The sequence below is a fragment of the Streptomyces sp. NPDC003036 genome, assembly GCF_040611175.1.
Taxonomy (GTDB): domain Bacteria; phylum Actinomycetota; class Actinomycetes; order Streptomycetales; family Streptomycetaceae; genus Streptomyces.
In genome coordinates, this window is the sequence record NZ_JBEXNO010000049.1 from 1 (window position 1) to 13,434 (window position 13,434).

Sequence of the window (13,434 nt, forward strand, 5' to 3'; positions counted from 1 at the left end):
CACCCCCCAAACCTTTTTTTTTTTTTTTTTTTTTTTTTTCCCGTGGTTTCATCTCCGCATACCATCACGCTCACCCCCCGGGCCGGGGCCCCCCGGGGGGGGGGCCCCCGGGCCTCGGTGTTGTGCGCTGTCCCGTTACGCCGACCTGGTCAGCTGCGAGGGGCGTACGGGGTCGGCGAACGGCGCGCCCGCCGCGTACCGTTCCAGCTCGTCCAGCGCCTGGTCCGCCATCCGGTGCAGCTCGTTGCCGAGCGACCCGGCCACATGGGGCGTGAGCAGGACGTTCTCCAGCTCGTACAGCGGCGAGTCCGGCGGCGGCAGCTCCGGGTCCGTCACGTCCAGGACGGCGCGCAGGCGGCCGGAGCGCAGGTGCGCGAGGAGGGCCTCCTCGTCGACGAGCGAGCCGCGCGAGGTGTTGATCAGCGTCGCCCCGTCCGGCATGGCCGCCAGCTGGCGCGGCCCGATCATCCGGTACGTCGACGGCAACTGCGGCGCGTGGACGGAGACGACCGACGCGCGGGCGCACAACTCGTCCAGCGGCACCGGCTCCACGCCGAGCTCCGCCGCCTCGGCGGCGCTCACGTACGGGTCGTACAGCAGGACCCGCAGGTCGAAGGGGCGCAGCAGCTCGATCACGCGGCGGCCGATGCGCGAGGCGCCGACGATGCCGACGGTGCGGCGGTAGTTGCCGGCGGCGGCGAGCTCCTGGTGCCAGTCGTGCGCGGCGCGCAGCTGCGCGTACCGCCGGGCCGAGGGCAGGACGTGCTTGCCGGCGAGGAGGATCGTGGCGAGCGTGTACTCGGCGACGGGCAGCGCGTTGGCCGCGGCGGCCGAGGTGACGGCGATGCCTCGCGCCCAGCACGCGTCGGTGACGTGGTGCTTGACCGAGCCGGCGGCGTGGACGACGGCGCGCAGGCGCGGGGCCCGGTCGAGGACGGCGGCCGTGAGCGGGGTGGCGCCCCAGCAGGTGAAGAGGATTTCGGCCTCGGCGAGCGCGGCCGCGATACGGGGGGTGGGCGCGGTCAGGTCGTGGGCGACGAAGTGCGGGTCGGTGCGCGACAGGGCGGCGAGGCGGGCCCGGTGCGCGTCGGTGAGCAGCCGGTCCGCGATGCCGGGGCCCATCGCGAGGAGGAGGGCGGGCCGGTCGGGGGAGGGGCGCTGGCCCGAGGGCCGATTGTCAGTGGCGTGGTGCATGGTGGAAACCGAGCTCCTCACTTGACGCTGCCGGCGGTCAGACCGGCTTTCCAGTGGCGTTGGAGGGAGACGAACGCAACGACCAGGGGGACGACGGCGAGCAGGGAGCCGGTGACGACGAGGGGGTAGAAGTCCGGTTCGGCATGGGCGTTGCTGTTCCATGCGTACAGGCCGAGGCTCAGCGGGAAGAGCTTCTGGTCCGAGAGCATCACCAGGGGGAGGAAGAAGTTGTTCCAGATGGCGGTGAACTGGAAGAGGAAGACGGTCACGAAGCCCGGCATCACCATGCGCAGCCCGATCGACCAGAAGGCGCGCAGCTCGCCGGCTCCGTCGATACGGGCGGCCTCCAGTGCCTCGCCGGGGATGTAGCCGGCGCTGAAGACGCGCGAGAGGTAGACGCCGAAGGGGTTGACCAGCACCGGGATCAGCACCGCCCAGTAGGTATTGACGATGCCGGTCTCGCTGGCGAGCAGGTACATGGGCAGGGCGAGCGCGGTGGTGGGGACGAGCACGCCCAGCAGGACGAGGCCGAAGAGCTTCTCCTTGCCCCGGAAGTCGTACTTGTCGAAGGCGTAGCCGGCGGCGACGCAGATCAGCGAGCAGGCGAGGGCGCCGCCGCCCGCGTACAGCAGGCTGTTGAGGTACCAGCGGAAGTAGACGCCGTCGCCGTACGCGGCGAGGCGGGTGAGGTTGCCGGCGAGGTCGAAGCCCTCGAAGGAGAGGGCGTCACCGCCGAGCAGTCCGCCCGCGTCCTTGGTGGCGGCGGTGACCAGCCAGGCGAGCGGGAAGAGCATGTAGGCGGTGGCCAGCAGCAGGACGCCGTTGACGGTGGTACGGGACAGCCAGCGGCTCGGCGGCCCCGGGCGGGTGGTCGCGCTCATGCGTGCTTCTCCTTGCGGCGGCGGCCGGTGAGGCGGGTGACGGCGAAGGACAGCAGCGCGGCGGTGAGCGCGAGGAGGACGGAAGCGGCGGCGGCGAGCCCGTAGTCGTTGCGGTCGAAGGCCGCGGAGTACGCGTACATGTTGGGCGTCCAGGTGGAGGTGACGGCGGAGCCCGTGCCCTTGTTGAGGATCAGCGGCTCGGTGAACAGCTGGAGCGAACCGATGAGGGTGAACAGCGCGACCATCGTCAGCGACGCGCGGATCAGCGGGAGTTTGATGCTGAACGCCACGCGCCAGGCACCGGCGCCGTCGACCGTCGCCGCCTCCAGGACGGAGCGGTCGATGGCCTGGAGGGCCGCGTAGAAGATCACCATGTTGTAGCCGAGCCATTCCCACAGCGCGATGTTGACGACGGAAGGGAGGGCGCCTTCGGGGGAGAAGAAGTCGAAGCCGATCCCGCCGGACTCCATGGCCTTCACGACCGGGCTGAGCTGGGGCGTGTAGAGGTAGACCCAGATCAGCGCGGCGATGATGCCGGGCACGGCGTGCGGCAGGAAGAGCGCGAGCTGGAAGAAGCGGCGGGCGCGGGCGAGTGCCGAGTCGAGCAGCAGGGCGAGGGTGAGGGCCCCGGCGAGCAGCAGCGGAAGGTAGAACAGGCAGTATCCGAGGAGCACGCCGAAGCCCTCGAGGAAGGCCCGGTCGGCGAGCGCGGCGGCGTAGTTGTCGAGCCCGGTGAAGACGGTCTCGGTGCCGCCGAAGCCCAGCCCGGACTGCTTCTCGCTGAACAGGCTCAGCCAGACCGCGTATCCGACCGGCACCACCATCACGGCGGTGAACAGCGTGAAGAAGGGGGCCAGGAGGACGGCCGCGGCACCGTGACGGGCACGGGTTCCGCCGGCGCGCGTGACGCGGGCCTTCATCGGCTCAGCCCTCGACCTTCAGGCCGCGCTTGGTCAGCTCGGCGACGGTCGCGTCGTGCCCGGCTTTCACGGCCTCGGCGAGGGTGACGCCGCCGCTCGCGACCTTGCCGAAGCGGTCCTTGATGGCGGTGTTGGTGGTGCCGGTGGCCGGGCCCCAGGCCCACCGCGGGCTGATGGAGGCGCCCGCCTGCTCGAACAGCCGGTAGATGTCCTGGCCGCCGTAGAAACCGGCGTCGAACGACCGCTTGGCGACCGGGCGCAGGGCGGTGGCGGCCGGGAATGCGCTGGAGGTGCCGGAGGAGATCCGGGCCGTGACGCCCTCCTCGGTGGTGGCCATCCACTTCGCGAACTCGACCGCCGCCTCGGTCTTCTTGCTGTCCTTGGTCACGGCGAAGGAGGAGCCGCCGATCATGCCGCTGGCGGGCTTGCCGTCCCAGCTGGGCATCGGGGCGACGGCCCACTTGCCGCTCTGCTCGGGCAGGGTGCCCTTGAGGACGCCCGCGCCCCAGGAGGCGCCGAGGTAGCCGAGGGTGGTGCCGTTCTTGAGGGAGCCGGTCCACTCGGGGCTGAACGAGGCGTTGTTGTGGACGAGGCCGGCGTCGAGGAGGCCCTGCCAGTAGGCGGTGACCTTGGTGGTGGCCGCGTCACCGGTGTCGATCTTCCAGGTGTCGCCCTCGGCCTTGAACCACTGGGCCCCGGCCTGCCAGGCCATCGCCTCGAAGGTGGTCGGGTCGTCGGGGAAGAAGGTGGCGATCCTGGCCTTGGCGTCGGCCTTCTTGACCTTCTCGGCCGCCGCCTTGAACTCGTCCCACGTCCGGGGCACGGCGACGCCGTACTTCGCGAAGAGGTCCTTGCGGTAGTAGAAGGCCTGCGGCGCGGCGTCGAAGGGCACGGCCCAGGTCCTGCCGCCGAGGGTGGTGAGCTCGACGGCCTGCGGCAGCAGCTGCTTCTTCTCCTCCTCGGAGAAGTGGGCGCCGATGTCCTGGAGGGAGCCCTGGCTGACGAACTCGGGGAGCGAGGGGTACTCGATGGAGACCAGGTCCGGGGCGTTGCCGGCCTTCACCGCGTTGGAGATCTTGGCGTAGCCGCCGGCGTTGCCCGAGGGGATCTCCTCGAACTTCACCTGGATGTCCTTGTGCGAGGCGTTGAAGGCGTCGACCACTTCCTTCGACCCCTTGGCCCAGCCCCAGAAGGTGAGGGTCACGGGCTTGCCGTCGGCCCCCGGGGCCGACGCGCCGTCAGCGCCGCCGCCGCACGCCGTGAGGACGGCGAGGGCGGTGGCGGTGACGGTGGCGGCTATGGCGGCGGACGTTCTCCGGCTGCGGCTCATGGCGGGGCTCCAGCTTCGTACGAAGGGCGACAGGGACGGACCTCGTGGCCGAGATACTTGAGCCCCTCTTGAGCGAAGTCAAGAGCGAAAGATTGTTTGATCGAAAAAAGATCAGATCGGTTTCGGATCCGCATCCGCCGTGGACGCGCCGCACGAGGCCCGTACGCGCAGTCTCGGCAGCAGCGCCAGATGCCGCCGCGGCTCCTCCTCGTCGGCCCCGGCCCCGGAGGCCCCCGCCCCGGCCGCGGACCCCGCCGCGAGCCGCTCCAGCAGCAGCTCGGTGGCGAGCCGCCCCACCTGGCGCTTGGGCGGCGCCACGGCGGTCAGCGGCGTGTCGGCGAGCGCCGCGACCTCGTCGTCGTACGCGATCAGCGCCAGGTCCTCCGGCACTCGTACGCCCAGCTCGGCGAGGTGCTGCACCATCTGGATGGCGTCCACGTCGTTGTGCACCAGCGCCGCCGTGGCCGCGCCCGACGCCACCGCCGCCGACAGCGCCCGCACCGCCTCCTCGAACCCCTCCGGGTCCAGCTCCGCCGGCACCGAGTCGATCACCGGACCGGGGCCGGTCAGGCCCAGCGCGCCCAGCGCCTCCGCGTACCCGGCGCGCACCGCGAGCGCCGTCGGGCTGTCCGCGCGGGCCACCAGCAGCGGCGCCCCGTGCCCGAGCCCGACCAGGTGCCGTACGGCGAGCACCACCCCGTGCCGGTGGTCCGACGACACCCGGTCCAAGGCGTCCAGCGGCGAACCCGGCGTGGCCCGCCGCTCCAGCAGCACCGCCGGGACCGGCAGCTCGGCGATCCAGTCGCTGTGTTCGGCCTGGTCGCCGGGCGCCCGCCACCCCGGCGCGATCAGCAGCCCCTCGGCACCGGCCGCCAGCAGGCCCTCGGTGCGCGCGCGGTCGTCCTCCGGCCGGTAGTCGGAGATCCGCAGGATCAGCCGCGCCCCGGCCCGGGCCGCCGCCTCGCGCGCCCCGCGGATGATCTCCGCGAAGTAGTACGTCGCGGACGGCGCGAGCAGCCCCAGCACCGGGCCGCCGTCCTGCCCCGGGCCCTCGGGGCCGGACTGCCGCTCGGGCCAGGACACCTGGCCGTGCACCCGGTCCAGGAGCCCCTTGGCCGCCAGCGCCTCCACGTCCCGGCGCGCGGTGACGGGGGAGACGCCCAGCTGCGCGGCCAGGTCCGACACCCGGGCCGTGCCCCGCTCCCGTACCAGGGCCAGCAGCCGGTCATGACGTTCAACAGCACTCTCGCGCACGCGGAAGTCCCCCTTGAGGTGTGGTGGCCCTTCAGACCCTAGTCCAGCTGATCGAAACGCGGGAAGTTTCGATCATTCGGTCAGAAAGCAGCGCCGTTCGAGCGCCGGCCCCTCGGCCGGGCTCGCGACCGGCTCGGCGACCGGCTCGGCGACCGGGCCCTACTTCGGCCCGTACTTGCGCCCCGCCCGCGAGCTCACGCCACCAAGCAGGCCGCGCGGCGCCAGCTTCACCACACCCATCAGCGCCTTGTACCGCGGGTCCGGGATGGACAGCGTCTTGCCGCGCGCCAGGTCCGCCAGCGCCTCCCGCACCAGCTTGTCGGCGTCCAGCCACATCCAGCCCGGGATGTTGTCCGTCCCCATCCCGGCCCGCTGGTGGAACTCGGTCCGCACGAACCCCGGGCACAGCGCCATCAACCGCACCCCGCTGCCCGCCAGATCGCGCGCCGCGCCCTGCGTGAACTGCACGACCCACGCCTTCGACGCCCCGTACGTGCCCCGCGGCACGAACGCGGCCACCGACGCGACGTTCACCACGCCGCCCCGGCCGCGCTCGCGCATCGGCCCGGTCGCCGCCGCCGTGAGGCGCAGCACCGCCTCGCAGTGGACCGTGAGCATCTTCAGCTCGTCGGCCATCGACACCTCGAGGAACCGGCCCTTGTTGCCGAACCCGGCGTTGTTGACCAGCAGGTCCACCGGCCGCTTCGGGTCGGAGAGCCGCGCCTCCACGGCCGCGATGCCCTCCTCCGTCGACAGGTCCGCGGCCAGCACCTCCGCCTCGACACCGTGCCGGTCGTGCAGCTCGGTCGCCTGTTCCCGAAGCCGCTTCACATCGCGCGCCACCAGCACCACGTCGCGGCCATCCGCCGCCAGCCGCCGCGCGAAGGCGGCCCCGATTCCCGCCGTCGCGCCCGTAATCAGTGCAGTCGTCATACGGGCACGTTAGTGCCCGCCGGTGACGTGTTCGTACGCACGTACTTGAGCGCCCACTCGCGGAGCTCCGGGTCGAGCGCGTCCCCGGCCGCCAGGACCCCCGGCAGCAACGCGCGCCGCACGGTGGAGGCCTGGAAGGCGAGCGCCACGGTGACGTCGTGGTCCGGCCGGTGCACCACCTCCACCGGGTCCCCGGCGCGGATCTCGCCCGGCGTGACGACCCGGAGGTACGCGCCCGGAGCGCCCCGCTCCGTGAACCGCTTGACCCAGCCCTTCTCGTCGAGCCAGCTCGCGAACGTACGGCACGGGATGCGCGCCGACGCCACCTCCAGGACCAGCTCCGAACCGATCCGCCAGCGCTCCCCGATCAGCGCGCCGCTCACGTCGACGCCCGACGTGGTCAGGTTCTCGCCGAACGCGCCGTTGGCCATGGGGCGTCCCAGCACGCCCTCCCAGTGGTCGAGTTCCTCGCGCGCGAACGCGTACACCGCCTGGTGCGTACCGCCGTGGTGGCGCAGGTCGCAGACCGCGTCCCCGGCCAGGCCGCTCGCGCCCTCCCCCTTGGGCCCGGGGTCCGACACCCGCACCGGGCCCTCGGCGGGCCGCTTGTCGATCCCGGTGGTCCCGCTCGGGGCGTCGGTGTACTCGACGGCTTTCGGCCGCCCCACGTTCACGGTCAGAATCCTCATGGCCCGGCAGGCTAATCCGCGCGTCCCAAAGAGACCACTCGATATTTCGCCGAATACCCAAGCAAGCCTTATATTCGGAGGGTGATCGAAGCCCGCCATCTCCGCGTCCTGCGTGCCGTGGCCGCCACCGGCTCCTTCTCCGCGGCCGCCCGCGAACTGGGCTGTACGCAGCCCGCCGTGAGCCAGCAGATGAAGGCTCTGGAAGCCTCCGCGGGCACACCGCTGCTGATCCGCACGGGCCGCGAGATGCGCCTCACCCAGGCCGGCGAGGCGCTCGTGCGCCACGCCTCCGGCATCCTCGCCGGGCTCACCGCCGCCGAGGAGGAGATCGCCGCCATCGCGGGCCTGCGGGCCGGCCGGGTCCGGCTGGTCTCCTTCCCCAGCGGCAGCTCCAGCCTGGTCCCCGGCGCCCTCGCCGCCCTGCGCGCCGCGCACCCCGGCACCCGGGTCTCCCTGGTCGAGGCCGAGCCGCCGCGCTCGGTGGAGATGCTGCGCGAGGGCGACTGCGACGTGGCGCTCGCCTTCCGCTACCGCCCGGTCGTCGCCGAGTGGGACGACCTGGTCGTCCGGCCCCTCCTCGCCGACCGCCTGGTCGGCCTGGTCCCCGAGGGCCACCGCCTCGCAGACGCCGGTTCCGTCGCCATCGGCGACCTGGCCGAGGAGTCCTGGATCGCCGGCTGCCCGCGCTGCCGCCGCCAGCTGGTCAGCGTGTGCGAGAGCGCCGGCTTCACCCCGCGCATCGACTTCGCGACCGACGACTACCCGGCGGTGGTGGGCCTGGTCGGCGCCGGTCTGGGCGTCGCCGTGCTGCCGGAGCTGGCCATCGAGTCCGTACGCCCCCGGGGCGCCCGTACGGTCGCGGTCGAGCCCGCCCTGGAGCGGGAGATCGTCGCCCTCACCCTGCCGGACCTGGCGAACGTCCCGGCCGTCGCGGCCACCCTGGACCACCTGGCACGCACGGCGGCCCGGGTCTGATCACGTCAAAGGGCGGCCCGGTGGACCGCCCTGAGTCCTGCCGCGTGAGGACCTGGTGAGGTGAAGGCCTGGCGAAGAAACGTTCCTTCAGTGGTGTGCCGCCGATCTCGCCGATGCTCCCGAGCCCCCCGTCGCCGCCGATGCCGCCGACGTCGTGACCAGACGGTTGCGGGCCCGCCCCATGAGCTCCTCGCGCTCGTCCTCGGTGAGGCCGCCCCATACGCCGTAGGGCTCCCGCACGGCCAGCGCGTGGGCCGCGCACTGCGCGCGGACCGGGCACCGCATGCAGACCTCTTTCGCCGAGTTCTCGCGCGCACTCCGCGCCGCGCCGCGCTCTCCCTCCGGGTGGAAGAAGAGCGAACTGTCGACCCCCCGGCAGGCCGCGAGGAGCTGCCAGTCCCACAGGTCGGCGTTGGGTCCGGGAAGGCGGGAGAAATCTGCCATAGCGCATGTCCCCTTGAAACCGGTGCTGAGCGGATAGCTGGGCTGATGCCTGGGCTGATACAGCCACGACCGTACAACTACTGTCTAAGTAGATGTAAATATGACTCATTGCGAATCTAGCTACAGACACCGACAAAGTGAAGGAAAAGCCGCTAAATGGGGCATAGCTCTGGGTGAAGCAACGGTGACCTGCGCCGCTCTGCTCCGTACGCGCGCCCTCACGTAGAGTGCCGAACGAGGCGGGCGGACCCGTAACTCTTTCGAGTGACCGTCGTTGAGAGTGCGGAAGTGGTTGACAGAACAAGCGCTCGGGCGGACGCCCGGGCGCGTCAACCGCACAGGTGACGATACGTAACCAGCCTGGAGGCCCAAGGTGACGCGCATCAGCTGCGGAGGACGGCCATGACATCCGTCCTCGTCTGCGACGACTCCCCGCTTGCCCGAGAAGCGCTCCGCCGCGCCGTCGCCACAGTGCCCGGCGTCGAGCGCGTGACGACCGCCGCCAACGGCGAGGAAGTCCTCCGCCGCTGGGGCGCGGACCGCTCGGACCTGATTCTGATGGACGTACGCATGCCCGGTCTGGGCGGCGTGGAGACCGTCCGCCGGCTGCTCTCCGCGGACCCCGGCGCCCGCATCATCATGCTCACCGTCGCCGAGGACCTCGACGGCGTCGCGCTCGCCGTCGCCGCCGGCGCCCGGGGCTATCTGCACAAGGACGCCTCGCGCGCCGAACTGCGCGCCACCGTCACGCAGGCGCTCGCCGACCCGACCTGGCGGCTCGCCCCGCGCCGGCTGCGCTCGGCCGAGATGGGCGCCGCGCCCACGCTCACCGCGCGCGAGATCCAGGTCCTCGAGGGCATGAGCCACGGCCGCTCCAACGCGGAGATCGGCCGCGAGCTGTTCCTCTCCGAGGACACGGTCAAGACCCACGCCCGGCGGCTGTTCAAGAAGCTGGGCGCCTCGGACCGGGCGCACGCCGTCGCGCTCGGATTCCGCTGGGGTCTGGTGCGCTAGCACGTGACCGTTCGGATCCCCGTCCGCCGCCCGGCGGACGGGGCGGCGGAGGCCCGATGTCTGTTTCCGGCTCGATGCCGCATCCTTGAGATGTGGAGTTCCTCGGGGACGAGTCGATCGAGCGGGAGGGGAGGGCGCAGGAGATGACGTCCGGCGCACCTGCTCATAACGCTTCGGTGCACAAGTACGCACAGGGTGCCACCGAGCGGCAGACGTCAAGGCACGATGGACCGATGCGCGATGACGAGACGCACGGGCCTGCCGTGTCCGCGGGGGCGGGGTCGATCGGCGCGCTGGTCCACCGTGCCGTCGAAGGCGACGAACAGGCCACCCACGACCTCCTGGCGCACGTCCACCCGCTGGCCCTGCGTTATTGCCGTACGCGGCTGAGCAGGCTCCCCGGGGACGCGCGCCACTTCGTCGAGGACCTGGCCCAGGAGGTCTGCGTCGCCGTCCTGATGGCGCTGCCGCGCTACAAGGACACCGGTCGGCCCTTCGAGGCGTTCGTCTTCGCCATCGCGGGCCACAAGGTGGCCGACCTCCAGCGGGCCGCGATGCGGCACCCGGGGTCCACCGCCGTGCCCTCCGACGAGATGCCCGAACGCCCGGACGACTCCCTCGGTCCGGAGGAGCGGGCGCTGCTCAGCGACGACGCCGAGTGGGCCAAGAGGCTCCTCGCCAACCTCCCGGAGAACCAGCGCGAGCTGCTGGTGCTGCGGGTCGCCGTCGGCCTCACCGCCGAGGAGACCGGCCAGATGCTCGGCATGTCCCCGGGCGCCGTGCGCGTGGCCCAGCACCGCGCCCTCAGCCGCCTGCGCGCCCTCGCCGAACAGTGACTTCCGCGGGCGCCGTACGGCCCCGTGCGGCCGCGTCCGTCCGTGTGAACGTACAAACCTTCCGGGTGATCTTGCTCGTGGAATGAGACACGCGCTCAGCCCGTTAGCATGGACATCCGCACCGATCAAGGCCATTTGGGGAAGGTGTCATGACTGCCAACGTCGACGGAGTGCCCGAGAAATTCGCGACACTCGGGCTGACCTACGACGACGTGCTGCTGCTGCCGGGCGCGTCGGACATGGCGCCCGACCAGATCGACACTTCCTCGTACATCTCCAAGAACGTGCGGGTGAACATCCCGCTGCTGTCCGCCGCGATGGACAAGGTCACCGAGTCCCGCATGGCCATCGCCATGGCCCGCCAGGGCGGCGTCGGCGTCCTCCACCGCAACCTCTCCATCGCCGACCAGGCCAACCAGGTCGACCTGGTGAAGCGCTCCGAGTCCGGCATGGTCACCGACCCGATCACGGTCCGCCCGGAGGCCACCCTCGCCGAGGCCGACGCCATCTGCGCGAAGTTCCGCATCAGCGGCGTCCCGGTCACCGACCCGGCGGGCAAGCTCCTCGGCATCGTCACCAACCGCGACATGGCCTTCGAGACCGACCGCGACCAGCAGGTGCGCGACGTCATGACCCCCATGCCGCTGGTCACGGGCAAGGTCGGCATCTCCGGCGTGGACGCCATGGAGCTGCTGCGCCGCCACAAGATCGAGAAGCTGCCGCTCGTCGACGACTCCGGCATCCTCAAGGGCCTGATCACGGTCAAGGACTTCGTCAAGGCGGAGAAGTACCCGAACGCCGCCAAGGACAAGGAAGGCCGGCTGATCGTCGGTGCCGCCGTCGGTGTCGCGGGCGACGCGTACGAGCGCGCCCAGGCGCTGATCGAGGCGGGCGTCGACTTCATCGTCGTCGACACCGCGCACGGCCACTCGCGGCTGGTCGGCGACATGGTCGCCAAGATCAAGTCGAACTCCTCGGTGGACGTCATCGGCGGCAACGTCGCCACCCGCGACGGCGCCCAGGCGCTGGTCGACGCCGGTGTGGACGGCATCAAGGTCGGTGTCGGCCCCGGCTCCATCTGCACGACGCGCGTCGTCGCCGGCATCGGCGTCCCGCAGGTCACCGCCATCTACGAGGCCTCCCTCGCCGCCCGCGCGGCCGGCGTCCCGGTCATCGGAGACGGCGGCCTGCAGTACTCCGGCGACATCGCCAAGGCCCTCGTCGCCGGCGCCGACACGGTGATGCTCGGCTCGCTGCTCGCGGGCTGCGAGGAGTCGCCGGGCGAGCTGATGTTCATCAACGGCAAGCAGTTCAAGTCGTACCGCGGCATGGGCTCCCTCGGCGCCATGCAGTCCCGCGGCGAGCAGCGGTCCTTCTCCAAGGACCGGTACTTCCAGGAGGGCGTCGCCTCCGACGAGAAGCTGGTCCCCGAGGGCATCGAGGGCCAGGTGCCCTTCCGCGGCCCGCTCTCCGCGGTCGTCCACCAGCTGGTCGGCGGCCTGCGCCAGTCGATGTTCTACGTCGGCGGGCGCACCGTCCCCGAGCTCCAGGAGCGCGGGAAGTTCGTACGGATCACGTCGGCGGGCCTCAAGGAGAGCCACCCGCACGACATCCAGATGACCGTCGAGGCGCCGAACTACAGCAGGAAGTAGGCGTACGCACGTGAGGGGCGGTTCCGGGATACGGCCGGAACCGCCCCTCACGCGTGTGTCGGGGATACTGGTAGGCGCAGACGTAGAGGGAAAGGCCACACATCGTGACTGAGATCGAGATCGGGCGCGGCAAGCGCGGCCGCAGGGCGTACGCGTTCGACGACATCGCCGTCGTACCGAGCCGGCGCACCCGGGACCCGAAGGAGGTCTCGATCGCCTGGCAGATCGACGCCTACCGCTTCGAGCTGCCGTTCCTGGCCGCCCCCATGGACTCGGTGGTCTCGCCCGAGACCGCCATCCGCATCGGGCAGCTCGGCGGCCTCGGCGTCCTGAACCTCGAGGGCCTGTGGACCCGCTACGAGGACCCGCAGCCGCTGCTCGACGAGATCGCCGAGCTGCCGACCGAGACCGCGACCCGCCGTCTGCAGGAGATCTACGCGGCCCCGATCCAGGAGGAGCTGATCGGGCGGCGCATCAAGGAGGTGCGCGACTCGGGCGTGGTCACCGCTGCCGCGCTCTCCCCGCAGCGCACGGCGCAGTTCTCCAAGGCCGTGGTGGACGCCGGTGTCGACATCTTCGTCATCCGCGGCACCACCGTCTCCGCCGAGCACGTGTCGGGCGCGGCCGAGCCGCTGAACCTGAAGCAGTTCATCTACGAGCTGGACGTCCCCGTCATCGTCGGCGGCTGCGCCACCTACACCGCCGCCCTGCACCTGATGCGTACGGGCGCGGCGGGCGTCCTGGTGGGCTTCGGCGGCGGCGCCGCGCACACCACGCGCAACGTGCTGGGCATCCAGGTCCCGATGGCGACCGCCGTCGCCGACGTCGCGGCCGCCCGCCGCGACTACATGGACGAGTCCGGCGGCCGGTACGTCCACGTCATCGCGGACGGCGGCGTCGGCTGGTCCGGCGACCTGCCCAAGGCGATCGCCTGCGGCGCCGACGCGGTGATGGTGGGCTCGCCGCTGGCGCGCGCGACCGACGCGCCCGGCAAGGGCCACCACTGGGGCATGGAGGCCGTCCACGAGGACGTGCCGCGCGGCAAGCTGGTCGACCTCGGCGCGGTCGGGACGACGGAGGAGATCCTCACCGGTCCCTCGCACTCGCCGGACGGGTCGATGAACTTCTTCGGCGCCCTGCGCCGCGCGATGGCGACGACGGGCTACAGCGAGCTCAAGGAGTTCCAGCGCGTCGAGGTGACGGTCGCGGACGCCCAGCACAGCCGCTGACAGCTTCCCCCGCACGCGTACGACGCGAAGGGGCCCGCACCACACCGGTGCGGGCCCCTTCGCGTATCCGGGGGCGGTTCTCA

General features: G+C 71.7%; 13 protein-coding genes. 5 read left to right on the forward strand and 8 right to left on the reverse strand.

What is annotated here, in order from left to right:
• Positions 1-135 precede the first annotated feature (135 nt).
• From ABZX67_RS28640 to ABZX67_RS28670, 7 genes are all read right to left on the reverse strand, one after another.
• Positions 136-1,194 (reverse strand): hydroxyacid dehydrogenase, encoded by a 1,059-nt coding sequence (locus ABZX67_RS28640; RefSeq protein WP_355365968.1) that lies wholly within the window; start codon positions 1,192-1,194, stop codon positions 136-138.
• Between the two features lie 17 nt (positions 1,195-1,211).
• Positions 1,212-2,075: a carbohydrate ABC transporter permease gene (locus ABZX67_RS28645; RefSeq protein ID WP_355365971.1), complete on the reverse strand. Its 864-nt coding sequence runs from the start codon at positions 2,073-2,075 to the stop codon at positions 1,212-1,214.
• Entirely contained in the window at positions 2,072-2,995 is a 924-nt protein-coding gene (locus ABZX67_RS28650) for a sugar ABC transporter permease (protein WP_355365974.1), read from the reverse strand. Before ABZX67_RS28650 ends, ABZX67_RS28645 begins: the two co-directional genes overlap by 4 nt.
• A gap of 4 nt (positions 2,996-2,999) precedes the next feature.
• A complete protein-coding gene (locus tag ABZX67_RS28655; protein ID WP_355365977.1) occupies positions 3,000-4,325 on the reverse strand; it encodes a sugar ABC transporter substrate-binding protein in 1,326 nt (441 codons plus the stop codon).
• Positions 4,326-4,436: 111 nt separating this feature from the next.
• Complete coding sequence (locus ABZX67_RS28660) at positions 4,437-5,579, reverse strand: substrate-binding domain-containing protein (protein ID WP_355365981.1); 1,143 nt, start codon at positions 5,577-5,579, stop codon at positions 4,437-4,439.
• Between the two features lie 159 nt (positions 5,580-5,738).
• Complete coding sequence (locus ABZX67_RS28665; RefSeq protein ID WP_355365984.1) at positions 5,739-6,512, reverse strand: SDR family oxidoreductase; 774 nt, start codon at positions 6,510-6,512, stop codon at positions 5,739-5,741.
• Positions 6,509-7,201, reverse strand: coding sequence for an MOSC domain-containing protein (locus ABZX67_RS28670; protein ID WP_355365987.1), 693 nt, complete (start codon positions 7,199-7,201; stop codon positions 6,509-6,511). Before ABZX67_RS28670 ends, ABZX67_RS28665 begins: the two co-directional genes overlap by 4 nt.
• Positions 7,202-7,282: 81 nt before the next feature.
• Between ABZX67_RS28670 and ABZX67_RS28675 the strand changes: the two genes are divergently transcribed.
• The gene (locus ABZX67_RS28675) at positions 7,283-8,176 is read left to right on the forward strand and encodes a LysR family transcriptional regulator (protein WP_355365990.1); all 894 of its coding nucleotides are present in this window, start codon (positions 7,283-7,285) and stop codon (positions 8,174-8,176) included.
• Positions 8,177-8,263: 87 nt separating this feature from the next.
• Here the strand turns inward: ABZX67_RS28675 and ABZX67_RS28680 are convergent, their stop codons facing one another.
• Positions 8,264-8,620 (reverse strand): WhiB family transcriptional regulator, encoded by a 357-nt coding sequence (locus ABZX67_RS28680; RefSeq protein ID WP_355365993.1) that lies wholly within the window; start codon positions 8,618-8,620, stop codon positions 8,264-8,266.
• A gap of 402 nt (positions 8,621-9,022) precedes the next feature.
• On the opposite strand from ABZX67_RS28680, the gene ABZX67_RS28685 reads away from it, so the two are divergent.
• The 4 genes from ABZX67_RS28685 to ABZX67_RS28700 all read left to right on the forward strand — a co-directional run bounded on the left by ABZX67_RS28685 (position 9,023) and on the right by ABZX67_RS28700 (position 13,351).
• Entirely contained in the window at positions 9,023-9,634 is a 612-nt protein-coding gene (locus tag ABZX67_RS28685; protein WP_003948568.1) for a response regulator transcription factor, read from the forward strand.
• Between the two features lie 233 nt (positions 9,635-9,867).
• Positions 9,868-10,470: a sigma-70 family RNA polymerase sigma factor gene (locus tag ABZX67_RS28690; protein ID WP_355365996.1), complete on the forward strand. Its 603-nt coding sequence runs from the start codon at positions 9,868-9,870 to the stop codon at positions 10,468-10,470.
• A gap of 149 nt (positions 10,471-10,619) precedes the next feature.
• A complete protein-coding gene (gene guaB / locus ABZX67_RS28695) occupies positions 10,620-12,122 on the forward strand; it encodes an IMP dehydrogenase (RefSeq protein ID WP_355365999.1) in 1,503 nt (500 codons plus the stop codon).
• A 104-nt stretch (positions 12,123-12,226) separates the two neighbouring features.
• Positions 12,227-13,351 carry a GuaB3 family IMP dehydrogenase-related protein gene (locus tag ABZX67_RS28700; RefSeq protein WP_355366002.1) on the forward strand — a complete coding sequence of 375 codons (1,125 nt, stop codon included), beginning with the start codon at positions 12,227-12,229 and terminating at the stop codon, positions 13,349-13,351.
• Positions 13,352-13,434 lie beyond the last annotated feature (83 nt).